The following is a 26,118-nucleotide window of genomic DNA, read 5'->3' as shown; positions in this document are numbered from 1 at the left end:
AGGCTCAGGCGCCGACGTCGTGGGAGTCCACGATCCGGTAGGCGTACCCCTGCTCGGCCAGGAAGCGCTGCCGGTTCTGGGCGAAGTCGGCATCCACCGTGTCGCGGCTGACCAGGGTGTAGAAGTGCGCGCTCTTGCCCTCGTCCTTCGGCCGCAGCAGCCGGCCCAGACGCTGGGCCTCCTCCTGGCGGGAGCCGAAGGAGCCCGAGACCTGGATCGCGACCTCCGCCGAGGGCAGGTCGATGGAGAAGTTCGCCACCTTGCTGACCACCAGCAGGGAGAGCTCCCCGGACCGGAACGCCTCGAAGAGCCGCTGCCGCTCCTTGACCGGCGTCTCGCCCTTGATCACAGGGGCGTCGAGGGTCTCGGCCAGCTCGTCGAGCTGGTCGATGTACTGCCCGATCACCAACGTCGGCTGGCCGGCGTGCTGGGCGACCAGCCGCCGGACCACCTCGAGCTTGCGAGGCGTGCAGGCCGCGAGCCGGTAGCGCTCCTCCGGCTCCGCGGTGGCGTAGACCAGCCGCTCGGCATCGGTGAGGGTGACCCGGACCTCGGCGCAGTCGGCCGGAGCGATCCACCCCTGGGCCTCGATGTCCTTCCAGGGCGCGTCGTAGCGCTTGGGGCCGATCAGCGAGAAGACGTCGCCCTCACGGCCGTCCTCGCGGACCAGGGTGGCGGTGAGCCCGATCCGGCGCCGGGCCTGGAGGTCGGCGGTCATCCGGAAGATCGGGGCCGGCAGCAGGTGCACCTCGTCGTAGACGATCAGGCCCCAGTCGCAGGCGTCCAGCAGCTCCAGGTGCCGGTAGACGCCCTTGCGCCGCGTCGTCATCACCTGGTACGTCGCGATCGTCACCGGACGGATCTCCTTGACCGAGCCGCTGTACTCGCCGATCTCGTCCTCGGTCAGGGTGGTGCGCCGCAGCAGCTCGTCCTTCCACTGCCGGGCGGAGACGGTGTTGGTGACCAGGATCAGGGTGGTCGCCCGGGCGTGAGCCATCGCGCTCGCCCCGACGATCGTCTTGCCGGCCCCGCAGGGCAGCACGACCACGCCCGACCCGCCGTGCCAGAAGGAGTCGGCGGCGTCGCGCTGGTAGTCGCGCAGCTGCCAGCCGTCCTCGACCAGGTCGATCGGGTGGGCCTCGCCGTCGACGTACCCGGCGTGGTCCTCGGCAGGCCAGCCGAGCTTGAGCAGGGCCTGCTTGAGGTTGCCCCGCTCGCTGGGGTGGACCGCCACGGAGTCCTCGCCGAGCCGCTCGCCCAGCATCCCCTTGATCCGCTTGGCCCGCAGCACCTCCTCCAGCACCGGGCGGTCGGTGCTGACCAGCAGGAGCCCGTGGGTCGGGTGCTTCTCCAGCCGCAGGCGGCCGTAGCGCGCCATCGTCTCGGCGACGTCGACCAGGAGGGCGTGCGGCACCGAGTAGCGGCTGTAGGTCAGGAGCGTGTCCACGACCTGCTCCGCGTCGTGCCCGGCTGCCCGGGCGTTCCACAGGCCGAGCGGGGTGAGCCGGTAGGTGTGCACGTGCTCGGGGGAGCGCTCCAGCTCGGCGAACGGCGCGATCGCCCGGCGGCACTCCTGGGCGCGCTCGTGGTCGATCTCGAGCAGCAGCGTCTTGTCGGACTGGACGATCAGCGGGCCGTCGTTCATCGTGCCCCCGCTCGCTGACGGGCCCGGTACGCCGCCACGTTGGCCCGCGACGAGCACCGGTCGGAGCAGTAGCGGCGGGACCGGTTGGGCGAGGTGTCCAGGTAGGCCTGGCGGCACGGAGCCGCGCTGCACACGCCCAGCCGGGTCGGGCCGAGGTCGCAGACCAGCGTGGCCAGGCCCAACAGCATCTCGGCGATCAGCAGGTCGGAGACGGCCACCGAGCCGCTGGCCGCGTGCAGGTGCAGGCCGGCCGGGTCGTGGTCGCTGATCTGCGGCGTCACCGGGTGCTCGGCGAGCAGGGCGTTGAGGCCCGCGACCACGTCGGGGACGCGGCCCTCGTCGGAGGCGGCGAAGACCGGCCGCAGCCGCGCGGCGAACTCCGTCAGCCGCTTCGCGTCCCGAGCGGTTGCCTGCTCCTGCAGCCGCGTCCGGCCCGCCAGGAGCACTCCCAGCGAGTCGAGGTCCACGGGGTCGGCGTTGAGCAGCGCCGCGCCGGACTCGGCATACCGGAGGAAGTCCACGCGCTGAGTCTACGGACGCGGGGAAGCCACTCCGACCGACGTGATCCGGTGCACCGAGAAGGTCCGGACGTCGTCGCTGCGGTGGTCGCGCGCGGTGAGCTGTCCGCCCTCCAGACGGAGCGGGTCGACCAGGCGCTCGGAGGTGGTGCCGTGGTTGTCCACGTAGCCGATGACCACCGTGCTGTCGGACTCGATCGCCTCGCGCAGCGCGGCCAGCGCGGTGGTGGGCGACGTCGCCCGGCGGGGGCCGGCCGGCCACACCGCGGTGGCCCGGTCCCCGGCGCGGACCGCGGTCACCGCCGCCTGCACCCGGGCGGCCTCCCGGGCCACGGCCACGGCGTCCGCGGGACGGGCCCGGGGCGTGCGCGCCCGCTGCAGGTCCGGGCGCGCGACCCGGACCGACCCGTCGGGAGCCTCCACCACCGGGGCGGCACCGAGGTCGCGCAGCCGGGGCAGCAGCAGGTCGACCGGGAGCGAGGAGACCAGCACGGTCGGAGCGAGGCGGCGCAGCTCCAGGGACGCGGCCTGCGGGTGCGCCATCAGCGCGCCCAGCGCCGCCTCGTCGTCGGAGCGCAGGAACGCCTCGGCGCTGCCGACCCGCAGCGTGCCGAAGGTCCGGACGACGTCGTCGACGAGGTAGTCCAGGGGCTGCGGGACCGGGGTCCGGGAGGTGCGGGCGAGGAACTCGTGCACCTCGGCGCCGCTCCATCCCGCGTCCAGCGCGCGCCGCAGGGAGGAGGGGGTGAACCGGTAGACGGTCGCACCGCCGCGGGACTCCACGTCGGCGAGCAGGTGCAGGTCGCGGGCCACCCCCGACTCCAGCGGGCCGGGCGCGACCGCGGTGAGGTCGGCCTGGAGCAGCACGTGGTCGACCGGGGTCGGCAGCTGGGGGGCGAGCAGAGCCGCGGCCGCGGCGGGATCCGGCTCCGGCCCGACCAGGGGGCGGGCGTGGGCGGCCATGCCGCCCAGACCGGTGAGCCCCAGCACGGCGGCCTCGCGGACCGCCCACCCGACCATCTCCTCGCGGGTGCCGGGCCGCCGGGGCCGCAGCCAGACCACCCGGGCGACCAGGGAGGGGAGCCCGGTCCCGGCGGCCAGCACCTCGCCGGGCGGCAGCGAGCCGAGCTGCTCCAGCGCCATCTCCCTGGCCTCGGCGGCGAAGGTGCTGGCCAGCTCGGGGTCCAGGGCGTTGCGGGTCTTTCCGGCCCGGTCGCGGGAGCCGACCAGGGCGCTGAGGCGCGGGGAGCCCAGCCAGGCCCGGACCAGCACCAGCCACCGGTCGGCCGGGGCCGAGGCCACCCAGCCGTCGAACCCGTGGGTGGGCAGCCAGGCGGCGACGCCGTCGGCGTCGCTGCCCTCGGCGACCAGCCCCGCGGCGGCGGCCACCTCGATCAGGAGGGCCGCCTCGGTCTCGTCCACGTGCAGCTCGGTGGCCGCGGCCTTCAGGTCGCGCACCGCCAGACCGCCGCTGCGCAGGACGGTGGGCGGCCGCAGGCCCCAGGAGTCGAGCAGCAGCTCGACCCGGCGGACCGCCTCGAACGCCGCGCCGGCCGCGGTCCTGTCCACCAGGGCCTGGTCGCGGGGCGTGGTCGCCAACGGCGGCAGGTCGTCGGCCGGTGAGGCGGTGGTGCGTCCTGCGCGTACGGCGATCCCGACCTGCCCGGGCAGCAGCAGCGTCGCCGGTCCACGGCCCTCGGCCTGCTGGGGCACCAGCAGACCGTGTGCCAGCGCCTCCTCCACCGGGGTGCCGGCCTCCTCGGGGCTGGCGGGCACCCGCACCCGTTCGGTCGTCCCCTCCCCGCCGTGGTCGGCGAGGTGCTCCAGCAGCGCGCGGGCGGCCGGGCTGAGCCGCTCGACCCGCGTCGTGGCCTGCTCGAGGGACAGGCCGTGCGGGGTGACCGGGCGCAGCCCGCTCAGGCCCGAGCGCTGGTCGCCGCGCAGCGCGTCGGCCACGCCGCTCAGCGGCCGCAGACCCTGCGGGGACTCCCAGACCAGGGCCCGGTCGACGAGCACCTCGAGGGCCGCGCGCACCGCGTCCGGCGCGGCATGCACCCGGGGGACCAGCTCGGAGGCCGGGGCCTGGCCCAGCACCACCAGGGCGTCGAGCACCAGCAGCTGCAGCCGGTCGAGGTCGTCGAGGGCGCGGAGCACCGACGACCGGGTGGCCGCCCGGGAGGCGACCTGGGCCGAGTCGTGCGGCGCCGGGCTGGCCAGGTCGGGGCGCGCTGCCAGCAGGCGGGCAAGCCGGTCGTCCGGCCAGCTGCGCAGCTGGTCGGCGAGCGTCCTGGGGGAGGGCCCCTGCCCTTCTGGTGACATCCCTCCTACGCTACTCGCCAACCCCCGGGGTGCCGGAGGCGGCGACCAGCCGCGACGAGCCCCGCCAGACCAGGAGGACGCAGATGGTGGCGGTCGACCTGCACCACGGTGCCGCCACCGACGTGGGCCACGTGCGTGCGGGCAACGAGGACGCCTTCGCGGTGGCTCCCGGGGTCTTCGTGGTCGCCGACGGGATGGGCGGCCACGCGGGCGGCGAGGTGGCCAGCGCGCTGGCGGTCGAGGAGCTCGGTCGGATGGGCGGCGGGCACTACGACGCGCGGGCCGGCGTGGTGGGGGTGCTGGAGGCGCTGGAGCGCTGCCAGGTCCGGCTCCGCGACTACGTCCGGCAGCAGGCCGGGGCGCACGGGCGCGCCAAGCACGCGGGCACCACGGCGGCGGTGGCCGTGCTGGTCCACGACGAGGGGCCTCGCTGGCTGCTCGGCAACGTCGGGGACTCGCGGATCTACCGGCTCACCGACGAGGGCCTCGACCAGGTGAGCGTGGACCACTCGGTGGTCCAGGAGCTGCTCGACGCGGGCCGGATCACCGAGCAGGAGGCGGCCATCCACCCGGAGCGGCACGTGATCACCCGTGCGCTGAGCGCGGCCGAGGCGCCCGAGCCCGACTTCTTCCTGCTGCCGTTGGCCTCGGCCGAGCGACTCCTGCTCTGCACCGACGGCATCACCGGCATGATCGACGACGCCGCGATCGAGGAGCTGCTGGTCCGCCACACCGACCCGCGGGACGCCGCCGAGCAGCTGGTCGCCGCGGCGCTGGCGGCCGGGGGACGCGACAACGCGACCGCACTGGTCGTCGATGTGGTGGGATTGGCCAAGGACGACGGATACGACGCTCAGCGACAGAAGCTGAGCCTCGAGACCAAACTGGGGGCCCTGCCGTGAACGACGTGAAGAACCGCGCCAGCTCGACCGGGACGTGGCTTGCCCTGCTCGGCCCGGAGCTCACGCTCCTGCTGCCCGGCCGGGAGAAGGCACGCGCCGCCGAGCTCTGGGCCGAGGTCGACGAGGGGGCCCGCTTCGAGGCCGTGCTCGACGCGCTGCTCGCGCCCGGCCTGCAGGCGGTGAGCGAGTTCGTCCTGGTGGCGGTCTCGGGAGGCTCGGCGCGGGTGCTGGTCCGCGGCGGTGCCACCGTCTCGGTGCACACCGACCGGGGCACCACCGAGGTCACCGCCGGGGACCGGCTGTGGGCCGAGGAGTCGTTCGCCACGGTGACCGCGATGGTCGCCACCCTGCCGGACAGCGAGGAGCAGGGGACCCGGACGCCGGTCCGCGAGGGACTGGTCCGGGTCGGGTCGCTCGCTTGGGGCGAGGCCCAGCAGCCGGAGCAGTCGGTGCAGGCCGTGGCTCCCCAGCCGGTCGCCGACCCGGTCGTCGAGCCCGTCGCTGAGCCCGTCGCTGAGCCCGTCGCTGAGCCCGTCAGCGAGCCCGTCGGCCGGCACGTCTCCACCCCGACGCCCGCGCCGGTGCCCGGGATGACGGTGCCGCCGCTGCCCAGCGTGCCGGCGTTCTCCGTGCCGAAGGTCGCCGCCCCGGCCGCCCCTGCCCCCGCCGCGGCCGCCGAGACCGGCGAGATCCCGATCGTCCCCGGCTTCGAGCACGACGGGCTGACCCAGATCGGCGAGCCGCAGGAGGAGCCCGCGCCCCTGGGCATCCCCGGCCAGCCGCAGGCCCCCCAGGTGACCGCCCGCCCGGTGGCTCGCCTGGTCTTCTCCCACGGCACGACCACGGAGGTCGACCGGGCCGTGCTGGTCGGGCGCGCGCCGGAGGCCCGACGCTTCGCCCCGGGCGACCAGCCCCAGCTGGTGACCGTGCCCAGCCCGAACCAGGAGGTCTCCTCGACCCACCTGGAGATCCGGCCGGGCTCGGGCGTCGACCACGGCTCGGCGGTCGCGACCGACCTCGGCTCCACCAACGGGACGCTGCTGGTCCAGCCCGGTCTGCCGCCCGAGGACCTCCAGCCCGGCATGGCCGTCCAGCTCATCCCCGGTGCGATCCTCGACCTCGGGGACGGAGTCACCATCCAGGTCACCCAGCCGTGACCCAGCTGCCGATCACGTTCCCCGTCGCGGACCTGGAACGCAGGTTCCTGGCGTTCGTCCTGGACCGTGCCGTGACCTGGCCCCTGTACGCCGCTGCCGCGGCCGGTGGCTGGCTGGTGTGGGGACGTGACGGCCTGTGGGCCACGGCCGGGATCGTGCTCGTCCTGGCGTTGCTCGTGGTCGTGGTCCTGGGGGCCGTGACCGGCGTCAAGGGCACCACCCCGGGCAAGCGGGCCACGAGCCTGCGCGTGGTCCACCACGGCACCGGGATGCCGATCGGGGTGGGGCCGGGCATCCTGCGCTCCCTGGTGCAGGGGCTGCTGACGCTGCCCACCTTCGGCTTCGGGCTGGCGGCGCTGGCCTGGACCGCGCTCGCGGACTCCCGCGGACAGCGCCGCGGTTGGCACGACCACCTGGCCGGCTCGGTGGTGGTCGACCTGCGGCCGGAGCAGGAGGAGGTCGCCGAGGAGGCGGAGGGACCGCGGCACGTGGTCAACCTGACCGCCATGCGGCTGGTTCCCGCGCCCGCGCAGCCGGCGCCCGTGGTCGAGCGACCGGTACGCCGTCCCGCCCCGGTGGCGCCCACGCCGGAGGCCCCGTCGCCTCCGCCTTCGCCTGCGACCGCGCCGGCTCCCGCTCCCACCCCTGTCCCGGTCCCCGCCGCACCCGCGGCCGAGGACGGTCGCACGGTCGCCCGGAGCGCTCCCCGGCACGCCGCCGCGCCGACGGCGCCCCGGTGGCGGGTCTTCTTCGACACCGGTGAGACCTTCCCGGTGGAGGGGCTGGTCCTGGTGGGCCGCCGTCCCGAGCCGCGTCCGGGCGAGCAGGTGCGGCACGTCGTGGCGTTGCCCTCCTCGGACATGTCGCTGTCCAAGACGCACGCCCAGTTCGGTCCGGCGCCGGACGGCAGCCTGGTGGTGATGGACCGCGGCTCCACCAACGGGTCCATGCTGCTGCGCCAGGGCGTCGTGCGCGAGCTCGGTGCGGGCAAGCCGGCCACGCTCCTGCCCGGCGACCGGGTGCGGTTCGGCGACCGGGAGATGAGCGTCCAGCGCGACACCCCCGCCTAGGCTGGCGGCATGGCGACCTCATCTGACCCCTCGCTGGTCGTCGGCTTCGACCTCGACATGACGCTGATCGACACCGTCCCGGGGGCCACCGCCACGCTGCGGGCACTGGCGACCGAGCGGGGGTACGACCTCGACGCCGAGGCGCTGACCGCACGGCTCGGGCCGCCGCTGGCCCACCTGCTGGCCGACTCCGTGCCGGCCGAGGAGATCGACGACGCCGTCGACCGGTTCCGCGAGCTCTACCCGGGGCTGGCCGTGGCCCCGGTGCCCGTGCTCCCGGGCGCCCTGGAGTCGCTGGCCGCCGTACGACGCTCCGGTGGCGGCGTGGTGGTGGTCACCGGCAAGTTCGCCGCGAACGCCAGGCTGCACCTGGACCACCTCGGGCTCGAGGTCGACGTGCTGGCCGGCGACGTGTGGGGCGCCGGCAAGGGCGCGGTGCTGCGCGAGCACGGGGTGGGCATCTACGTCGGCGACCACGTGCACGACGTGGAGGGTGCGCTGGCCGGCGGCGCGCTCAGCGTCTCGGTGCTCACCGGCGGCTGCACCCGCGAGGAGCTGCTGGCCGCCGGGACCCACGTCGTCCTCGAGGACCTCACCGAGTTCCCCGGCTGGCTGGAGCAGCATCTCCTGAGCACCCGGCTGGCAGCCCTGGAGGCGGACCTGGCCGGCCGCGGGTCGGTGCTGGTCGCCTACAGCGGGGGAGCCGACAGCGCGTTCCTGCTGGCCGCGGCGGTCCGTGCGCTGGGGCCGGAGCGGGTGGCCGCCGCCACGGGCTACTCCCACTCGCTGCCGCAGGCCGAGCGCGAGCCGGCCCGCCGGTTCGCCGAGTCGCTGGGGGTCAGGGTCCTGACCCCGGAGACTCGGGAGATGGAGCGCGAGGGCTACCGGGCGAACACCGGCGAGCGGTGCTACTTCTGCAAGGCCGAGCTGGTGGAGGTCCTGGCGGACCTGGCCGCGGAGCACGGGCTGGCGCACGTGGCCACGGGCACCAACGCCGACGACGCGGTCGCGGGCTTCCGGCCCGGGATCCGGGCGGCGGCCGAGCGCGGGGCGATCACCCCGCTGCGCGACGCCGGGCTGACCAAGGAGCAGGTCCGGGCGGCCTCCCGGGCCTGGGGGCTGCCGACCTGGGACAAGCCGGCCGCGGCCTGCCTCTCCAGCCGGGTCGCCTACGGGATCGAGGTCACCCCGTCCCGGCTGGCCCGGGTCGAGCGGGCCGAGGAGTCGGTACGCCGCGTGCTGGCCGAGCACGGGGTGCTGGTCCGCGACCTGCGGGTGCGGGACCTGGGCGCGGGCGCCAGCCTGGAGGTGGACGCCTCGCTGCTGGCCGGCCCGCTCGCCCCGACGACGTCGCTGCGCCGGGCCGTGCTGGACGAGGTCCGGGCCGCGGGGTTCGACGCGGTCGAGCTCGACCCTCGGGGGTTCCGGAGCGGCTCGATGAACGAGCGTCTCGCCCGCTGACCGGGGCCGTCCGGGTGGCGGCACCGAGTCGGAGCCCCCTATCCTTCCCGGACGCCGTGGTGAGCGCCGCGGTCCGTGCTGAGGAGACGTGAGAGCTGTGCCCACTGGCAAGGTCAAGTGGTTCGACACCGACAAGGGCTTCGGGTTCCTGTCGCAGGACGACGGTCCCGACGTGTACGTGCACGCCGACGCGCTCCCCGACGGGGTGACCACCCTGAAGAACGGGGCCCGGGTCGAGTTCGGCATCGCCCAGGGACGCCGCGGTGACCAGGCGCTGCAGGTCCGGCTGCTGGACGCGCCGACCTCGGTGCGGCGCAACCAGCGTCAGGCGCAGCGCAAGAAGCCCGAGGAGATGGTCACCATCGTGGAGGACCTGATCAAGCTCCTGGACGCGTTGGGTGAGGGGTACCGGCACGGTCGCCAGCCGGACCCGCGGACGGCACGCCCGACGGCCAAGCTGCTGCGGGCGCTCGCCGACGAGCTGGAGCTGTGAGGACGCGCTAGGGTCTCGCCAGCACATCGAGCGGAGGGGGCGCCGTGAGCGAGACGGCCATCGACGAGGTCGTGGCCGACCTCCTGGAGACCGGAGCGCACGTCGACCCGGCCGCGGACGGGTGGATCCCGCCCGAGCAGCTGGCCTCGATCACCGCCACGGCGCGCGAGGCCGAGATCCCGGTCCACGTGGTGCTGGTGCCGCCCGAGGGGGGCGGGATCCGCGCCGGTGACGACCTGCTGGTGCGGGTGCACGACGCGGGCGCTCCCGACGGGCTCTACGTCGGTGTCAACAACGTCTACGAGGCCGCGGCACGCGAGTCGGACTCCGGCTACGCCACCCTCCCCGACGGCTCGACCCTGAGCCTGGCGGTGCAGCAGTGGGGAGAGGTCGCGGGCCGCAGCGAGATCACCGGCGAGGTCGAGACCCTGCTGGCGTGGTCCGAGGCACCCGCCGCGCTGGGGGACGGGCTGCAGCGGGTGGTCGAAGGTCTGGCCGACGACAGCTTCGAGGCCGAGGTCGAGGCAGCCCGACAGGCCCGCGACGACCACCTGGACGCCCGGGCGGCCGAGCGCGCGGGCGAGGGGACGTCGCTGGAGTCCTGGATCCCGTTCGCCGACGACGAGACCGGAGTCGGCGACTACCTGGGCGTGCTGCTCCTGGGGGCGGCGCTGCTGGTCGCGGTCTCCCGGTTCCGCCGGCGCCAGCCAGCCCCCCGGACCTTCGTGCTCCCGGAGTCGGTCCTGGACCGGGTCCGGGCCGCCGGCGACGCCGAGCTGGTACGCCGGGCCCGGCGCGACGTGCTCGCGCTGGGCGAGGCGATCGACGGCCTCGAGATGAGCGGCTCGGGCAGCCCGGCCTGGGCCGCGGCCCTGGACCACTACGAGGCGGCGGGTCGGGTGCTCCCGGCCGACCTGCCCGACGACGCCGCGGACCCGCTGGACGCGGCGGGAGCCGTGGTGCTGGCGACCCGTGGCCTGGAGGCGCTGGCCGCCGCCGAGCGGGGTGCGGAGTTCACTCCGAGCACCCCCTGCTTCCTCAACCCGCTGCACGGCGAGGCGGCCGTCGACCGGACGCTGGAGCACGACGGGCGCACCGTCGAGGCGCCGGTCTGCACGACCTGCCGGCGCGACCTCGAGGCCGGGCGGCGTCCCGACGTCCTCGACGTCGTGGTCCGCGGCACACCGCGGCACTACTTCGAGACCGACCGCGAGCCGTGGGCCTCGACCGGGTTCGGCGCGCTGGAGCCCGACCTGGTCCGACGGCTGCACGCCGACCGGTCCGTGGAGCGGGGGGACCGCGGATGAGCCGGACGGACGAGCTGCTCGAGGGCGACGTCGACGCGATCGCCGAGGCGCTGCGCGAGGACCCGGTGCAGGTGCCGCAGATGTTCGGCAACGGACACACCGATCAGGTGCGTGCAGGGCTGCGCGAGATCGTCGAGGAGGCGGACTTCCCGGTCTACGTGGTGATGGTCCCGGAGGTCGACGGCGTGACCGGGGACGACGCGGCCCGGGAGGTGGCGACGCTCCTGCACACCCGGCTGGGTGGGGGTGACGCGGTGATCGCCGTGCACACCCAGGAGGGGGACTACCTCGGCACGGAGGTGGCCACCTTCGGCGACGCTCCGGACGAGGGCCTGATCAACCAGGCCGCCACCGAGCACGCGCCGAACGGCGGGGCCGACGCCGGGGTCTCGGAGCCCGGGCTGATCGCCCGCGACCTCACCGTGCTGCTCCGCCACGGCGAGATCAGCCGGTCGGAGTACAAGTCCTTCGCCAAGGAGGAGGGGTGGCGCGCGCCGCCGGACTGGCGGGCCGGGGAGGGCGTCCAGGACGGGATCGGCTCCTCGTGGGTGCTCGCGGTGCTGGTCGGGAGCTTCGTCGCCGGGGCCGCGTGGCTCCTCTGGGGCGGCGTCGCGGAGCGCCTGGCAGCCGCCCGGAAGGAGGCTGAGGCGCGTGGGCCCGAGCCGGTGCAGGCTACCCCGGGGGAGGTCCGGGCGGAGGCGGAGCGCGAGCTCGACGCCGTCGCCCGGACGCTGGCCGACCGTGCTGCGTCGCTCGGCGGCGACACCAGGGTGCTGGTCGACGGGTCCTACGACACCGCACGGTCCCTCCTCGAGCGGGGCGGGAGTGCGGACCTCGACCTGGGTGACCTCGTGGGGGCGCAGGTGCTCGCCCGGGTCGCCCGGCACGCGCTCTCCGACGACGGCGGACGAGCGCCGTGGCGGCCCTGCTTCGTCGATCCCCGGCACGGCGAGGGCGCGCACCAGCGCCGGGTTCCGGTGGGCACCCGCCAGCTGGAGGTGCCCGTCTGCGCGGACTGCCACGACCGCGCCGCGCTGTGGCCGATGCGGGTGGTCTCCGGCCCGCTCGGACGTGCGCGGCCGTGGTACGAGCTCGACACCGTCTGGGCTCGCACCGGGTACGGCGCGTTCGTCGAGGAGCTCTGGCAGCCGGTCGCCCGCGAGCTCGGCGCCCGGGAGGTGGACCGGTGAGCGCCGTGCTGCGACTGCTGCTCTCGCTCGCCCTGGGGGTCGCCGCGGGGTCCGGGGTGCTGCGGCTCCTGCACGGCGAGGACCCCGACGTGTCGACCCGGGTCGGTCCGGTCGAGCCGGGCGACCGGGTCCGCGACGCGGTCGCCGGGGTGGCCGACGACCGGGTGCACGTGAGCGCCGAAGGCCGGGCGATGCTCGACGAGGAGGGGGAGGCAGCCGTCGCCGCCGCTCTGGCCGAGCGCGACCTCCCGGTGCACGTGGTGGTGTGGCGGCACAGCATGGACGCCGGCTACGACCACTACATCGAGGCCGCCGAGCAGATCGTGGCCGAGCTCGACGAGCCCTCTCTCGTGGTGCTGTGGCAAGGGCCTGAGGACAGCCACGCCGAGGCGACCGAGGGGTGGACGGCGGTCTACCGCACCGACGAGACCGGCTCGGTCTCCCCGGAGCCGGACTACCTGGGCGATGCCCGCAAGCGGCTGCTGGAGTGGATCGAGCAGCTGCCGGACGAGCCGTTGCGCCGCCTCGACGACTGACCGCCGGTCCTCAGCGCGCGGTGCGCGACCGGACGCTGAGCCGGTCGACCAGCACGTAGAGCGCCCAGGCGCCGAGGACCGCGGCGGCGACGCCGAGCCCGAGCCGTGGCATCAACGGCATCGCGATGCCGACGAAGCCGCCCACCACCCAGGCGAGCTGGAGCGAGGTGTCGCTGCGGGCGAACGCGCTGCTCTGCATCCGCTCGGGCACGTCGCGCTGGATCGTGGAGTCCAGGGAGAGCTTGGCCAGGGACTGCGCCAGGCCGGCGGTCAGTCCCAGCAGGGCGAGCGTGACCACCCCGTAGAACGCGGCGGTCAGCAGCGCCAGGAGGCAGTCGGCGAGCAGGGCGGCGACCACCGTGGTCCGCGGGTCGATCCGCCGGGTCAGCGACGCGACCGCGATGCCCAAGGTGTTGCCCAGCCCGGCCGCGCCGATCACCAGGCCCAGCAGCACCTCGGGGCGCCAGCCCTCGATCGGGTTCTCCCGGAGCAGGAACGCCATGAACATGGTGAGGAAGCCCGAGAGCCAGCGGGGTCCGCAGTTGGCGCGGAGCGCGAAGGCGACCGCCGGCGGGATCCGCAGGCGGGGGCGGCGTCCTCCGGGGGTGACCACCTCGGGTCCGGGTCCGGGGTCGCTGTCGGCCAGCAGGACCAGAGTGCCCTCCCCGGTGCTGGAGTCGACCCGGGCGGGAAGCCGGATCGCCCAGATGGTGGCCACCACGAAGACCACGAACGCGTATCGCAGGGACCACTCGGGCCCGGCCCAGGAGGCGAGCCCGGCCAGGGGTGCGGAGACGCCCGCGCCGACCACGCCGGCCAGGGAGAGCCGGGCGTTGGCCTTGACCAGGGTGAGGTCGCGCGGCAGCAGCCGGGGCACCGACGCGGCCCGCGTGACGCCGTACGCCTTGGAGGCCACGAGCACGCCCAGGGCGGCCGGGAACATCCAGGCGGACTCGGTGACCACCGCGGTGGCCAGCACCCAGCACAGGAACCCGCGGACCGCCATCGTGGTGCCGATCGCCCACCGCCGCCCGTGGCTGAAGCGGTCGAGGAACGGGCCGATCAGCGGCGCCACGATGGCGAAGGGGAGCATGGTCAGGCCGAGGAACAGCGCGACCTGGCCGCGCGCCTCACCGGTGGGCACCTGGAAGAAGAGGGTGCCGGCCAGGGAGATGGCGACCGCCGCGTCGCCGGCGGCGTTGAAGGCGTGCAGCTCGATCAACCTCGACAGGCCGGAGTCGCCCGCTCCCTCGGCCCGGGCGGCCCGGCGGGCCTGGCCGGCGGTGAACCTGCCGGCGCGCCCGGCGGCCCGGGCGGCTGCCCGGGCCGCACGGCCGGAGGCGCGGGCCGCGCCGGCGCCGGCGTCGGCCAGTCGACGCCCCACCCCGGGGGCGGCACGCTCGTGCGGGTCCGGCCCGGGGGCTGAGGTGGTCACGGACACATCCTGCCGCCTGGTCCGTTCCGTTGCCGACGGTGCCTTGGGAGTGTCCGGGATCGCGTGACATGATTCCGGCGTGAACACCGTCGTCGAGCCCGACCCCGTCCTGGCTGCCGCTGTGGGAGTGGCCCGGGCCGCGCTGTTGGAGGAGGCCCCGGCCGGTCAGGTCGGCGAGCACCTGAGCGTCCAGGTCGAGGACGAGCACACCGCCAGCCACCTCTTCGGCTGCGCGCACCCCGGCTACGTCGGGTGGTACTGGTCGGTGACCGTCTCCCGGGCTCCGGACTCCGAGCGCGTCACCATCGACGAGGTCGTGCTGCTCCCGGGCGAGCAGGCGATCGTCGCCCCCGGCTGGGTGCCCTACAAGGAGCGCCTGCAGCCCGGCGACCTCTCGCCCGGCGACCTGCTGCCGGTCGAGGACGAGGACCCGCGCCTGGTCCCCACGTACCTGGTCGGCGAGGAGCCGGAGGATCCCGACGCCCGCGGGCAGGTGCGCGCAGTGGTCCAGGAGCTGTACGCCGGCCGCGTCCGCACGCTCTCGGTGGAGGGTCGCGACATGGCGGCCCAGCGCTGGCACGACGGCGAGGGCGGCCCGGACGCGCCGCTGGCCAAGTCGGCGCCGCAGCACTGCGACTCGTGCGGCTTCCTGGTCCGGCTCGCCGGACCGCTGTCCGAGATGTTCGGGGTGTGCGCCAACGGCAACGCCAACGACGACGGCCGGGTGGTGACCTACGACCACGGCTGCGGTGCCCACTCCGAGGTCAAGCTGGCCCGCAAGCAGCAGCCGGTGCCGGTGCCCGAGCACGCCCACGACACGCTGGACCCGGAGCTCGAGCGCTTCTGAGCTAGTGCCGGTGACCCGGAGCCGGGTCGTCGGCCTCGGCCCTGGCGTTGCGCCGGCGGCGGCAGTACTCCAGGCCGAGGAGTCCCAGGCCCAGCCCCGCGGTGCAGGTCCACAGCCACCAGAGCCTGCCCGCCTCGGCCAGCGGGGAGTAGAACGGCAGCAGGGCCACGAACCCGACGAACCACAGGACGGTTCCCACCTCGACGGTGCGCACCCCGTCCACGTCGAGCGGCTCCACGTCGGCCACCAGGAAGGTCCGTCGGCCGAGCCGGTGCTCCTGGGGCTGGTCCTCTGGCGCGTCCACGGAGGCCAATCTAGCGTGGGTTCCGGCGGGGCTGCCGTCCCACCTGTCGGTGCCGTGTGCGGTCCCTTGATCGGTCGTGCCAGGATGGCGAAACGTGAGCAAACTGCAAGCCGAACACGGCGCCGACGACAAGGCCTCCACCAAGCGGGGAGGCCTGGACGGTTTCTTCCGGATCAGTGAACGTGGGTCCTCCGTCGGGCAGGAGGTTCGCGGCGGGATCGTGACCTTCCTGACGATGGCCTACATCCTGGTCCTGAACCCGATCATCCTGACCGGTGGCGCCGACATGAACGGCGACACCCTGGACTTCGCCATGGTCGCGGCCGGCACCGCCTTGGTGGCGGGCCTGCTGACCATCGCCATGGGCCTGGTCGCGAACTTCCCGATGGGCATGGCCGCGGGCCTGGGACTCAACGCCTTCGTGACCTACTCCATCGCCAACCAGATGACCTGGGCCGACGCCATGGGCCTGGTCGTCATCGAGGGCGTGGTGATCCTCGTGCTCGTCCTGACCGGGTTCCGTGAAGCGGTCTTCAACGCGGTCCCGGTCTCGCTCAAGGTGGCGATCTCGGTCGGGATCGGACTCTTCATCACGCTGGTCGGCCTGGTCGACGCCGGCTTCGTCAACCCGGGCGGGGGCACCCCGCTCGAGCTCGGGGTCGGCGGCAGCCTCGCGGGCTGGCCCGTCCTGGTCTTCTGCTTCGGCCTGGCACTGGTGATCGCGCTCTACTCGCTCAGGGTCCGCGGAGCGATCCTGCTCTCGATCGCGGTCACCACCGTGGTGGCCATCGTGGTGGAGAAGCTCGCCGACATCCCGCCGGCCTTCGGCGCCGACGGCACGCCCAACCCGACCGCGTGGAACCTCAACGTCCCGGCGTTCCCGGACAAGCTCGTCGCGTGGCCCGACTTCGGTCTGCTGGGCGAGTTCAGCCTGCTGGGCTCCTGGGAGAACGTCGGGGTGGTCACGGTCTTCCTGCTGGTCTTCACCCTGCTGCTCACCGACTTCTTCGACACCATGGGCACGATGACCGCGGTGGGCGCCGAGGCCGGCCTCAACGACGAGACGGGCGTCCCGCCGCACACCCGGCGGATCCTGGTCGTCGACTCGGTGGCCGCGATCGCCGGTGGCGCCGCCTCCGTCTCCTCCAACACCTCCTACATCGAGTCGACCTCCGGCGTCGCCGAGGGCGCCCGGACCGGGCTCTCGGCCGTGGTCACCGGCGTGCTCTTCCTGCTCGCGACGTTCCTGTCGCCGGTGGTGGCGATCGTGCCGTCGGAGGCCGCGGTGCCGGCGCTGGTGCTGGTCGGCTTCCTGATGATGCAGCAGGTGCGCGACATCGACTGGGACGACCTGGAGATCGCCATCCCGGCGTTCCTGACCATCGTCCTCATGCCGTTCGCCTACTCCATCTCGGCGGGCATCGGCGCCGGGTTCCTCGCCTACGTGCTGATCAAGCTGGTGCGCGGCAAGGTCCGGGAGATCCACGGGCTGATGTGGGTGATCGCGGTGATGTTCGTCGTGTACTTCGCCATCAACCCGATCACCAGCTGGCTGACCTGACCCCCGACCGACCTCGTCCCGGTCCCTCGCGCCGTCCGGCGCGGGGGACCGGTGTCGTTCTCGCCCCGTCCCGTTTTGTTTACCACAGGTAATGACCTAGACTAAGGACATGCCCGCGCTCGAGAAGGTCACCCGCTCCGACGCCGGCCTCGCCTCCGAGCTCCGGTTCGGCGTGATGCGGCTCCGTCGCCGGTTGGCCATGGAGCGTCACCCCGACAACCCGCTCAGCCTCGGCTCGATGTCGGTGCTGGCCTACCTGGTCCGCGCCGGCGACCGCACCGTCGGCGAGCTCGCGGCGTTCGAGGGGGTCCAGCCCCCGTCGATGACCCGGACCGTCACCCTCCTCGAGGAGGCCGGGTACGTCGTCCGCCGGCCGCACGAGACCGACGGCCGGGCCGTGGTCGTCCAGGTCACCGCGCGAGGCCGCGAGGCCGTGCTGGCCGACCGGGACCGCCGCGACGCCTGGCTCGACATGCGTCTGAACACCCTGACCGACGAGGACCGTGCGCTGCTGCACCGCGCCTCCGCCCTGCTCCACCAGCTCGCACAGGAAGATTGATCGCCACACTTTGAGTCCCACGTTCCGCTCCCTGCACAACGCCAACTACCGCCGGTACGCCGCCGGCGGGGTGGTCTCCAACACGGGCACCTGGATGCAACGGGTCGCCCAGGACTGGCTGGTCCTGGTCCTCAGTGGCGGCAGCGGGATGGCGCTCGGCATCACCACCGGCCTGCAGTTCCTGCCCACCCTGCTCCTGGCCCCGTTCGCCGGCCTGGTCGCCGACCGGCTGCCCAAGCAGCGGCTCCTCCAGCTGACCAACCTGGGCATGGCGCTCCCGGCGCTGGTGCTCGGGCTCCTCGCCGTGACCGGCTCCGCCCAGATCTGGCACGTCTACGTGCTGGCGGTCGTGCTCGGCGTCAGCTCGGCCTTCGACGCTCCCGCGCGCCAGTCGTTCGTCTCGGAGATGGTCGCCCCGGAGGACCTGAGCAACGCGGTCGGCCTCAACTCCGCCTCCTTCAACGCCGCCCGCCTCGTCGGCCCCGGACTGGCCGGCGTGCTGATCGCCGCGCTGGGCGGGGGAGCGGTGGCGACCGGCTGGGTCATCCTGGCCAACGCCGTCTCCTACGCCGCCCCGATCGCGGCGCTGCGTCGGCTCGACCCCGCCCGGCTGGACACGCCGGCGCCGCAGGAGCGGGGGCCCGGGGCGATCCGCGAGGGTGTGCGCTACGTCCGCGACCGCCCCGACCTGCTGCTGATCCTGGCCATCGTCTTCGTGGTCGGCACCTTCGGCCTGAACTTCCAGATCACCTCCGCCCTGATGGCCACCGAGGTCTTCGGCAAGGGCGCCGGCGAGTACGGCGCCCTGGGCACCTTCCTGGCCGTCGGCTCGCTGGCGGGCGCCCTGCTCGCCGCCCGGCGTCCTCGGGTCCGGCACCGCCTGGTCGTCGGCGCGGCGCTGGTCTTCGGCGCGATCGAGGTGGTCGCCGGGCTCGCCCCGACGTACCTGACCTTCGCCCTGCTCGCCCCGGTGCTCGGCCTGACCTCGCTGACCATGATCACCGCCGCCAACACGTACATGCAGATGAACACGGGCGCGGGAATGCGCGGCCGGGTGATGGCGCTGTACCTCATGGTGTTCATGGGCGGCACGCCGCTGGGGGCTCCGGTGGTGGGCTGGATCGGCGAGGAGATGGGGGCCAGGTGGACCCTCATCCTGGGAGGTGGGACGACCGTGCTGGGTGTCGCCGTGGCCGCGGCGGTCTTCCTCGCCTCGGCGAGGAGGAGGCAGGTTCCCCAGGACGCCGTGCTGGCGCCATTTTGACCCTCCCCCACGGGGGCGAGTAGCCTCAATCCTCGTGTCTGGAACACCCAGACCCACGCGCGTGCCCTGACGCCGACAGGCCGAATCTCCCGCGCTGAAGATCGACAGGCACACAGCTTCAGAGCAAGACCCCGAGCCCGGCAAGGTGCCGGGCCGTGATGAGTGAAAAAGAAGGGGAACCACCCGGTGCCCACCATTCAGCAGTTGGTCCGCAAGGGCCGTCAGGACAAGGTGTCCAAGAACAAGACGCCTGCGCTCAAGGGCTCGCCCCAGCGCCGGGGCGTCTGCACCCGCGTCTACACCACCACCCCGAAGAAGCCGAACTCCGCTCTGCGCAAGGTCGCCCGCGTGCGCCTGTCCAGCGGCGTCGAGGTCACGGCGTACATCCCGGGCGTGGGCCACAACCTCCAGGAGCACTCCATCGTGCTCGTCCGCGGCGGCCGGGTGAAGGACCTCCCCGGTGTCCGCTACAAGATCATCCGCGGCACGCTCGACACCCAGGGCGTGAAGAACCGCAAGCAGGCCCGTAGCCGCTACGGAGCGAAGAAGGAGAAGAGCTGATGCCGCGCAAGGGCCCCGCACCGAAGCGTCCCCTCGACGTCGACCCCGTCTACGGGTCGCAGATCGTCACCCAGCTCGTCTCCAAGGTTCTTCAGGACGGCAAGAAGCAGGTCGCTCAGCGCATCGTCTACACCGCGCTCGAGGGTTGCCGCGAGAAGACCGGCACGGACCCGGTCCTGACCCTCAAGCGTGCGCTCGACAACGTCAAGCCCGCCCTCGAGGTCAAGTCCCGCCGTGTCGGTGGCGCCACCTACCAGGTCCCGATCGAGGTCAAGGCCAACCGCGGCACCACGCTGGCGCTCCGCTGGCTGGTCGGCTACGCGGCTGACCGCCGCGAGAAGACCATGGCCGAGCGCCTGATGAACGAGATCCTCGACGCCAGCAACGGCCTCGGTGCCGCTGTGAAGAAGCGCGAGGACACGCACAAGATGGCCGAGTCCAACAAGGCCTTCGCCCACTACCGCTGGTGACCCGTCCGGGCGCACGCCGCCCGCGGCGTGCGCCCGGCACCACCGCACCCCTCGATCTTTAAGGAACTGTGACTTTCAGTGGCCGTTGACATCACCACGGACCTCAACAAGGTTCGCAACATCGGCATCATGGCCCACATCGACGCCGGCAAGACCACCACCACCGAGCGCATCCTCTTCTACACCGGCATCACCTACAAGATCGGTGAGGTGCACGAGGGCGGCGCGACGATGGACTGGATGGAGCAGGAGCAGGAGCGCGGCATCACCATCACGTCCGCCGCGACGACCTGCTGGTGGAAGAACCACCAGATCAACATCATCGACACCCCCGGTCACGTCGACTTCACCGCCGAGGTCGAGCGCTCGCTGCGCGTCCTCGACGGCGCCGTCGCGGTCTTCGACGGTGTCGCCGGTGTCGAGCCCCAGACGATGACGGTGTGGCGCCAGGCCAACAAGTACTCGGTGCCCCGCATGTGCTTCGTCAACAAGCTCGACCGCACGGGTGCGGACTTCTTCCGTTGCGTCGACATGATGATCGAGCGCCTCAACTCCACCCCGCTGGTCCTGCAGATCCCGATCGGCGCCGAGAGCGACTTCCTCGGCGTGGTCGACCTGGTCGGCATGCGCGCGCTGACCTGGCGCGGCGAGACCAAGATGGGTGAGGACTACGAGGTCGAGGAGATCCCGGCCGAGCTCGCCGAGAAGGCCGCGGAGTACCGCACCCGGCTGATCGAGACGCTTGCCGACGCCGACGACGACATCATGGAGAAGTACCTCGACGAGGGTGACGAGAACTTCACCGTCGAGGAGCTGACCGCCGCGATCCGTCGCGCCACGCTGGCCGACAAGGTCAACCCGGTCCTGTGCGGCACCGCGTTCAAGAACAAGGGCGTGCAGCCCCTGCTCGACGCGGTCGTCGCCTACCTGCCCTCGCCGCTGGACATCGACGCCATCGAGGGTCACGACCCCCGCGACGAGGAGAAGACGGTGCTGCGCAAGCCGTCGGACTCCGAGCCGTTCTCCGGCCTGGCCTACAAGATCGCTGCCGACCCGCACCTGGGCAAGCTGATCTACGTCCGCGTCTACTCCGGCAAGCTCGAGGCCGGCACGACCGTGGTCAACTCGGTCAACGGCAAGAAGGAGCGGATCGGCAAGGTCTACCAGATGCACGCGAACAAGCGTGAGGAGATCTCGTCGGTCGGCGCCGGCCAGATCGTCGCCGTCATGGGCCTGAAGGACACCAAGACCGGCCACACCCTGTGCGACCCGCAGAACCAGGTCGTGCTGGAGTCGATGACGTTCCCGGCCCCGGTGATCGAGGTCGCGATCGAGCCCAAGACCAAGGGTGACCAGGAGAAGCTCGGTACCGCCATCCAGCGGCTCTCCGACGAGGACCCGACCTTCACGGTCAAGACCGACGAGGAGACCGGCCAGACGATCATCGCCGGCATGGGCGAGCTCCACCTGGAGATCCTGGTCGACCGGATGAAGCGCGAGTTCCGCGTCGAGGCCACCGTCGGCAAGCCGCAGGTCGCCTACCGCGAGACCATCCGCAAGAAGGTCGCGAACCACAGCTACACCCACAAGAAGCAGACCGGTGGGTCGGGCCAGTTCGCGAAGGTCGTCGTCTCCCTGGAGCCGAACATCGACCCCGAGACCGGTACCGGTGCGGGCTACGAGTTCGTCAACAACGTCTCCGGTGGTCGCGTCCCGCGCGAGTACATCCCGTCGGTCGACCAGGGTGGTCAGGACGCCATGGAGTTCGGCGTGCTCGCCGGCTACCCGATGGTCGACGTGAAGTTCACGCTCGAGGACGGCGCCTACCACGACGTCGACTCCTCCGAGCTGGCCTTCAAGATCGCCGGAAACCAGGCCTTCAAGGAGGCCGCACGGATGGCCAAGGCCGTCCTGCTCGAGCCGATGTTCGCCGTCGAGGTCACCACCCCCGAGTCCTTCCTGGGCACGGTCATCGGTGACATCAACTCGCGTCGCGGCCAGATCCAGGCGCAGGAGGAGCGGCACGGCGACATGGTCGTCAACGCCCTCGTCCCGCTCTCCGAGATGTTCGGGTACGTTGGCGACCTGAGGTCCAAGACCTCCGGGCAGGCGTCGTACTCGATGGAGTTCGACTCGTACGCCGAGGTTCCCACGAACATCGCCGACGAGATCATCAAGAAGGTCCGCGGCGAGTGACCTCGCCCGGATCCTCGGCTGCACCAACCAACCCACGAGTCAAGAAACAACCAACAGGAGGAGCCCACAGTGGCTAAGGCGAAGTTCGAGCGGACCAAGCCGCACGTCAACATCGGTACGATCGGTCACATCGACCACGGCAAGACGACTCTTACCGCGGCGATCACGAAGGTCCTGCACGACAAGCACCCGGACCTGAACGAGGCTTCGGCCTTCGACCAGATCGACAAGGCTCCCGAGGAGCGCCAGCGCGGTATCACGATCTCGATCGCGCACGTCGAGTACCAGACCGAGGGCCGCCACTACGCGCACGTCGACTGCCCCGGTCACGCGGACTACATCAAGAACATGATCACCGGTGCCGCGCAGATGGACGGCGCGATCCTGGTGGTTGCCGCGACCGACGGCCCGATGCCGCAGACCCGCGAGCACGTGCTGCTCGCCCGCCAGGTCGGCGTGCCGGCCCTGGTCGTGGCGCTCAACAAGTGCGACATGGTCGACGACGAGGAGCTCATCGAGCTCGTCGAGATGGAGGTGCGCGAGCTCCTCTCGGAGTACGAGTACCCGGGCGACGACATCCCCGTGGTCCGCGTGGCGGCCTTCCCGGCGCTGCAGGGCGACGCGAAGTGGGGCGAGTCGATCGCCGAGCTCATGCAGGCCGTGGACGACTACATCCCGACCCCCGAGCGTGAGGTCGACAAGCCGTTCCTCATGCCCGTCGAGGACGTCTTCACCATCACCGGTCGCGGCACGGTCATCACCGGCCGCATCGAGCGGGGCATCGTGAAGGTCAACGAGGAGGTCGAGATCGTCGGCATCCGCGAGGGCTCGCAGAAGACCACCGTCACCGGTGTCGAGATGTTCCGCAAGCTGCTCGACGAGGGCCAGGCCGGTGAGAACGTCGGTCTGCTGCTTCGTGGCACCAAGCGCGAGGACGTCGAGCGCGGCATGGTCGTCATCAAGCCGGGCACCACGACCCCGCACACCAACTTCGAGGCCTCGGTCTACATCCTCTCGAAGGAGGAGGGCGGTCGCCACACCCCGTTCTTCAACAACTACCGTCCCCAGTTCTACTTCCGCACCACGGACGTGACTGGCGTGGTGACCCTCCCCGAGGGCACCGAGATGGTGATGCCGGGTGACAACACCGAGATGTCGGTCGAGCTCATCCAGCCCATCGCCATGGACGAGGGCCTGAAGTTCGCGATCCGCGAGGGTGGCCGCACCGTCGGCGCCGGCCGGGTCACCAAGATCACCAAGTGATCGCCGCCGGTCGCACGACCGGCTGATCCATCCAGAACGGCCCCGGACCTGATGGTCCGGGGCCGTTCTGCGTCCACGTAGGCTGCTGCGGTGAACCGATCTGAGCTGGGCGCCTCGGGCGTCGAGGCGGCGGCGGCCCTGTTGGCCCCGGTGGTGCGGCGTACCGAGCTGGAGCTCAGCCCCCGACTCAGCGGGCTGGTCGGGGCACAGGTCCACCTCAAGCGCGAGAACAGGCAGATCACCCGTTCCTACAAGGTCCGTGGCGCCTTCCACCTGATCAGCGGACTGACCGCGGAGGAGCGTGGCAGGGGAGTGGTCTGCGCCAGTGCCGGCAACCACGGCCAGGGCGTGGCCTGGAGCTGCGCCCGCCTGGGTATCGACGGCCGCGTCTACGTGCCGGGCAACACCCCCAGGCAGAAGCGTCAGCGCATCGTCGCGCTCGGCGAGGGCCGCGTCGAGCTGGTGGTCTCCGGCAGCACGTACGACGCCGCAGGAGCCGCGGCCCGGGCGGACGCGGACCGCACCGGCGCCGTCTTCGTCCACCCCTTCGACGACGCCCGCACCATCCTCGGGCAGGGCACGGTGGCCATGGAGGTCATGGACCAGCTGGACCGCCCGCTGCACACGCTGCTGGCTCCCGTGGGCGGCGGTGGCCTGGTGGCCGGGATGGCGCTGTGGCTGCGCGAGCGACACCCCGGCGTGCGGATCGTGGGGGTGGAGCCGAGCGGCGCCGCCAGCATGACCGCCGCGCTGGCCGCGGGCCGCCCGGTCCCCCTGGAGCACGTCGACACCTTCGTGGACGGCGCGGCCGTCGGCCGGGTGGGGGAGCTGACCTACCCGGTGGTCCGCGACCTGGTCGACGAGGTGGTCCGGGTCGACGCCGGCGCGGTGAGCACCGAGATGCTCGACCTGTACCAGGTGGACGGCATCATCGCCGAGCCGGCCGGCGCCCTGGCCAGCGCCGCCGCCCGCGAGCTGGCGGGTCAGGTGCCCTCGGACCAGGCGGTGGTGTGCGTGGTCTCCGGAGGCAACAACGACGTCAGCCGGTACGGCGAGATCCTGGAGCGGTCACTGATCCACCTGGGTCTGCGCCACTACTTCCTCGTCTCCTTCCCCCAGGAGCCGGGAGCCCTGCGGCACTTCCTCGAGGACGTGCTGGGGGAGGGGGACGACATCGTGGTCTTCGACTACGTGAAGAAGAACAACCGGGAGACCGGCCCGGCCCTGGTGGGGATCGAGCTCGAGCGCGCCGAGGACCTGGGGGCACTGCTGGCCCGGATGGAGACGAGCCCGTTGACCATCGAGCAGGTCTCGCCGGGCTCGCCGCTCTTCACGTTCCTGATGTGAGCCCCGCAGGTGAGGCGGCGGGGCGTCACGACATGTCGACACCCTCGAAGTCCTCGGGCGTGTAGTCGCGCGGCTGCACCAGCACCATCCAGTTGCCGGAGTTGTCGCGCATCAGCGCCTCCACGCCGTACGGGCGCTCCTGCGGCTCCTGGAGGAACTCCACGCCCTTGGCGCTGAGCTCCTCGTAGGTCTTCTGGCAGTCCTCGACGTTGAGCCCGACGCCGGGCAGCCCGCCCTCGTCCTGGGCCCGTCGCATGGCGTCGATCAGGTAGTCCGGCAGGGGACCGCTCGGGGTGGTCAGGTGCAGGTGCAGCTCGGGCTGGCGGGGGTGGACGACGGTGCACCAGCGGAAGTCGGGACCCAGGGTCAGGTCGTCGCCGACCTCGAACCCCAGGACGTCGGTGTAGAAGGCCTTGGACTCGTCGATGTCGCGGACCCAGACGGAGACGAGCGAGATGTTCGTGATGTGTGTACTCATGCCTCGACCCTAGGGAGCGTGGCCGGGGTCCTGCTTCTCCTCGATTGCTCTCCTGCGCTCCACCAGGCCGGCCATGAAGATGTGGCAGCCGGGATCCTGGGCGCACCCGCTGCGGCGTACCGGGCGGCGAAGGCGCTGGGCGTCTCGCCGGTGATCTCGCTGAAGCGGGCCGAGAAGGAGCCGAGGCTGCTGTAGCCCACGGCGTGACAGACCTCGGTCACCGTGAGGTTGGCCGTACGCAGCAGGTCCTGGGCCCGCTCGATCCGCCGCTCGCACAGGTAGGCGGCCGGCGTGATGCGGTACGTCGCGGCGAACGAGCGCAGGAAGTGGTATTTGCTCAGGCCCGCCACCGCCGCCACCTCGGCGAGGTCGAGCTCCTCGGCGAAGTGCCGGTCCATGTGGTCCCGGGCCCGGCGCAGGTGCACCAGGACGTCACCGGGCACGCGGCGCGTGGGGGTGGGCATCCTGGCATCGTAGGCCGCGGGAGAGAATGGGTGGCGTGAACGAGTCCGTCCGTCCCGCGCGTCCCCACCACAAGCTCACCGAGGACGGTCGGCGGATGCGCGAGGTGCTCTCCTACTCCCGGCGCGGCAGCAGGTTCACCCCCAAGCAGGCCGAGGGCTGGGCGGCGCACCAGGCGGACTGGGTGATCCCGGACGAGGCCGTGGACCGCCCGGACTTCGAGCTCGACCAGTGGTTCGGGCGCAGCGCCCCGCTGGTGGTCGAGATCGGCTCGGGGGTCGGTGAAGCCACGGCGGTGCTGGCCGCAGCCCGGCCCGAGTGCAACGTGCTGGCGCTGGAGGTCTGGCGGCCCGGGGTCGCCGACGGGCTGTGGCGGGCAGCGGACGCTGGTGCCGAGAACATCAGGTTCTGCTCGGTGGACGCCGCCTGGTTCCTGGAGCACGTGCTGGCCCCGGACAGCATCGCCGAGCTGTGGACCTTCTTCCCCGACCCGTGGCACAAGAAGAAGCACCGCAAGCGCCGGCTGATCGACCGGGACTTCGCCGCGACGGCGGTCTCCCGGCTCCAGGTCGGCGCCCTGTGGCGGCTGGCCACGGACTGGGCGGACTACGCCGACCAGATGCGCGAGGTGCTGGACGCCGAGCCGTTGCTGGACGGGGGAGCGGTGCCGCGGTGGGACGCCCGGCCGGTCACGAAGTTCGAGCGCAAGGGCCTGGAGAAGGGCCGGGAGATCACCGACCTGGCCTATCGCAAGGTCGATCCGCAGGCCTGAA

At 72.7% G+C, this 26,118-nt stretch carries 25 protein-coding genes; 18 read left to right on the top strand and 7 right to left on the bottom strand.

All coding sequences use genetic code 11. The features are described from left to right. Positions 1 to 4 precede the first annotated feature (4 nt). From H8838_RS15435 to H8838_RS15425, 3 genes are read right to left on the bottom strand one after another with little or no spacing between them, the layout of a single operon-like run. A complete protein-coding gene (locus H8838_RS15435; protein WP_185994681.1) occupies positions 5 to 1,645 on the bottom strand; it encodes a DNA repair helicase XPB in 1,641 nt (546 codons plus the stop codon). Next, positions 1,642 to 2,166: a CGNR zinc finger domain-containing protein gene (locus H8838_RS15430; protein WP_185994682.1), complete on the bottom strand. Its 525-nt coding sequence runs from the start codon at positions 2,164 to 2,166 to the stop codon at positions 1,642 to 1,644. The genes H8838_RS15435 and H8838_RS15430 overlap by 4 nt, the downstream gene beginning before the upstream one ends. A 9-nt stretch (positions 2,167 to 2,175) precedes the next feature. Beyond that, on the bottom strand, positions 2,176 to 4,482 hold the full coding sequence (locus tag H8838_RS15425; protein WP_185994683.1) for a helicase C-terminal domain-containing protein: 2,307 nt from the start codon (positions 4,480 to 4,482) through the stop codon (positions 2,176 to 2,178). A gap of 83 nt (positions 4,483 to 4,565) precedes the next feature. Here H8838_RS15425 and H8838_RS15420 point away from each other — a divergent pair, with 83 nt between their 5' ends. The 8 genes from H8838_RS15420 to H8838_RS15385 all read left to right on the top strand — a co-directional run bounded on the left by H8838_RS15420 (position 4,566) and on the right by H8838_RS15385 (position 12,598). Beyond that, entirely contained in the window at positions 4,566 to 5,384 is an 819-nt protein-coding gene (locus tag H8838_RS15420) for a PP2C family protein-serine/threonine phosphatase (RefSeq protein ID WP_181312614.1), read from the top strand. Further along, on the top strand, positions 5,381 to 6,541 hold the full coding sequence (locus H8838_RS15415) for an FHA domain-containing protein (protein ID WP_185994684.1): 1,161 nt from the start codon (positions 5,381 to 5,383) through the stop codon (positions 6,539 to 6,541). Before H8838_RS15420 ends, H8838_RS15415 begins: the two co-directional genes overlap by 4 nt. After that, entirely contained in the window at positions 6,538 to 7,611 is a 1,074-nt protein-coding gene (locus H8838_RS15410; RefSeq protein ID WP_185994685.1) for an RDD family protein, read from the top strand. The genes H8838_RS15415 and H8838_RS15410 overlap by 4 nt, the downstream gene beginning before the upstream one ends. A gap of 9 nt (positions 7,612 to 7,620) precedes the next feature. Beyond that, positions 7,621 to 9,072 (top strand): HAD hydrolase-like protein, encoded by a 1,452-nt coding sequence (locus tag H8838_RS15405; protein ID WP_224766169.1) that lies wholly within the window; start codon positions 7,621 to 7,623, stop codon positions 9,070 to 9,072. 97 nt (positions 9,073 to 9,169) lie between these two features. Next, the gene (locus H8838_RS15400; protein ID WP_181312617.1) at positions 9,170 to 9,565 is read left to right on the top strand and encodes a cold-shock protein; all 396 of its coding nucleotides are present in this window, start codon (positions 9,170 to 9,172) and stop codon (positions 9,563 to 9,565) included. 44 nt (positions 9,566 to 9,609) lie between these two features. Beyond that, on the top strand, positions 9,610 to 10,872 hold the full coding sequence (locus tag H8838_RS15395) for a hypothetical protein (RefSeq protein WP_181312618.1): 1,263 nt from the start codon (positions 9,610 to 9,612) through the stop codon (positions 10,870 to 10,872). Beyond that, positions 10,869 to 12,062, top strand: a complete 1,194-nt coding sequence (locus H8838_RS15390) for a hypothetical protein (RefSeq protein WP_185994686.1) — start codon at positions 10,869 to 10,871, stop codon at positions 12,060 to 12,062. The genes H8838_RS15395 and H8838_RS15390 overlap by 4 nt, the downstream gene beginning before the upstream one ends. Beyond that, complete coding sequence (locus tag H8838_RS15385; protein ID WP_185994687.1) at positions 12,059 to 12,598, top strand: hypothetical protein; 540 nt, start codon at positions 12,059 to 12,061, stop codon at positions 12,596 to 12,598. The genes H8838_RS15390 and H8838_RS15385 overlap by 4 nt, the downstream gene beginning before the upstream one ends. Before the next feature lie 10 nt (positions 12,599 to 12,608). Here the strand turns inward: H8838_RS15385 and H8838_RS15380 are convergent, their stop codons facing one another. Then, on the bottom strand, positions 12,609 to 14,033 hold the full coding sequence (locus H8838_RS15380) for an MFS transporter (protein ID WP_224766168.1): 1,425 nt from the start codon (positions 14,031 to 14,033) through the stop codon (positions 12,609 to 12,611). Positions 14,034 to 14,112: 79 nt separating this feature from the next. On the opposite strand from H8838_RS15380, the gene H8838_RS15375 reads away from it, so the two are divergent. After that, positions 14,113 to 14,880 carry a DUF3027 domain-containing protein gene (locus H8838_RS15375; RefSeq protein ID WP_181312621.1) on the top strand — a complete coding sequence of 256 codons (768 nt, stop codon included), beginning with the start codon at positions 14,113 to 14,115 and terminating at the stop codon, positions 14,878 to 14,880. Position 14,881: 1 nt separating this feature from the next. Here H8838_RS15375 and H8838_RS15370 read toward each other — a convergent pair whose 3' ends face one another. Then, positions 14,882 to 15,184 carry a DUF2530 domain-containing protein gene (locus H8838_RS15370; protein WP_224766167.1) on the bottom strand — a complete coding sequence of 101 codons (303 nt, stop codon included), beginning with the start codon at positions 15,182 to 15,184 and terminating at the stop codon, positions 14,882 to 14,884. Positions 15,185 to 15,278: 94 nt separating this feature from the next. Here H8838_RS15370 and H8838_RS15365 point away from each other — a divergent pair, with 94 nt between their 5' ends. The 8 genes from H8838_RS15365 (at position 15,279) to ilvA (ending at position 24,405) form a co-directional block, all read left to right on the top strand. Further along, positions 15,279 to 16,745: an NCS2 family permease gene (locus H8838_RS15365; protein ID WP_224766166.1), complete on the top strand. Its 1,467-nt coding sequence runs from the start codon at positions 15,279 to 15,281 to the stop codon at positions 16,743 to 16,745. 109 nt (positions 16,746 to 16,854) lie between these two features. Then, positions 16,855 to 17,304: a MarR family winged helix-turn-helix transcriptional regulator gene (locus tag H8838_RS15360; RefSeq protein WP_181312622.1), complete on the top strand. Its 450-nt coding sequence runs from the start codon at positions 16,855 to 16,857 to the stop codon at positions 17,302 to 17,304. 10 nt (positions 17,305 to 17,314) lie between these two features. Continuing rightward, positions 17,315 to 18,568 (top strand): MFS transporter, encoded by a 1,254-nt coding sequence (locus tag H8838_RS15355; protein ID WP_181312623.1) that lies wholly within the window; start codon positions 17,315 to 17,317, stop codon positions 18,566 to 18,568. A 186-nt stretch (positions 18,569 to 18,754) separates the two neighbouring features. Next, positions 18,755 to 19,129 carry a 30S ribosomal protein S12 gene (rpsL, locus tag H8838_RS15350; RefSeq protein ID WP_011757353.1) on the top strand — a complete coding sequence of 125 codons (375 nt, stop codon included), beginning with the start codon at positions 18,755 to 18,757 and terminating at the stop codon, positions 19,127 to 19,129. Beyond that, entirely contained in the window at positions 19,129 to 19,599 is a 471-nt protein-coding gene (gene rpsG, locus H8838_RS15345; protein WP_181312624.1) for a 30S ribosomal protein S7, read from the top strand. Before rpsL ends, rpsG begins: the two co-directional genes overlap by 1 nt. 78 nt (positions 19,600 to 19,677) lie before the next feature. After that, positions 19,678 to 21,795, top strand: a complete 2,118-nt coding sequence (gene fusA, locus H8838_RS15340) for an elongation factor G (RefSeq protein ID WP_181312625.1) — start codon at positions 19,678 to 19,680, stop codon at positions 21,793 to 21,795. Between the two features lie 69 nt (positions 21,796 to 21,864). Next, complete coding sequence (gene tuf / locus H8838_RS15335) at positions 21,865 to 23,058, top strand: elongation factor Tu (protein WP_181312626.1); 1,194 nt, start codon at positions 21,865 to 21,867, stop codon at positions 23,056 to 23,058. Between the two features lie 90 nt (positions 23,059 to 23,148). Further along, positions 23,149 to 24,405, top strand: coding sequence for a threonine ammonia-lyase IlvA (gene ilvA / locus H8838_RS15330; protein WP_224766165.1), 1,257 nt, complete (start codon positions 23,149 to 23,151; stop codon positions 24,403 to 24,405). Between the two features lie 25 nt (positions 24,406 to 24,430). Here ilvA and H8838_RS15325 read toward each other — a convergent pair whose 3' ends face one another. Together H8838_RS15325 and H8838_RS15320 are read right to left on the bottom strand one after the other, a co-directional pair. Continuing rightward, a complete protein-coding gene (locus H8838_RS15325; protein WP_185994688.1) occupies positions 24,431 to 24,883 on the bottom strand; it encodes a VOC family protein in 453 nt (150 codons plus the stop codon). Beyond that, positions 24,880 to 25,347 (bottom strand): helix-turn-helix transcriptional regulator, encoded by a 468-nt coding sequence (locus H8838_RS15320; RefSeq protein WP_224766164.1) that lies wholly within the window; start codon positions 25,345 to 25,347, stop codon positions 24,880 to 24,882. The genes H8838_RS15325 and H8838_RS15320 overlap by 4 nt, the downstream gene beginning before the upstream one ends. A 35-nt stretch (positions 25,348 to 25,382) precedes the next feature. Between H8838_RS15320 and trmB the strand changes: the two genes are divergently transcribed. Next, positions 25,383 to 26,117, top strand: a complete 735-nt coding sequence (trmB, locus tag H8838_RS15315; protein WP_397180947.1) for a tRNA (guanosine(46)-N7)-methyltransferase TrmB — start codon at positions 25,383 to 25,385, stop codon at positions 26,115 to 26,117. Position 26,118: the final 1 nt, after the last annotated feature.

This window comes from Nocardioides campestrisoli, assembly GCF_013624435.2.
GTDB lineage: Bacteria > Actinomycetota > Actinomycetes > Propionibacteriales > Nocardioidaceae > Nocardioides > Nocardioides campestrisoli.
The sequence above is the reverse complement of the archived record's forward strand: the minus strand, read 5'-3'. Positions and strand labels throughout refer to the sequence as shown.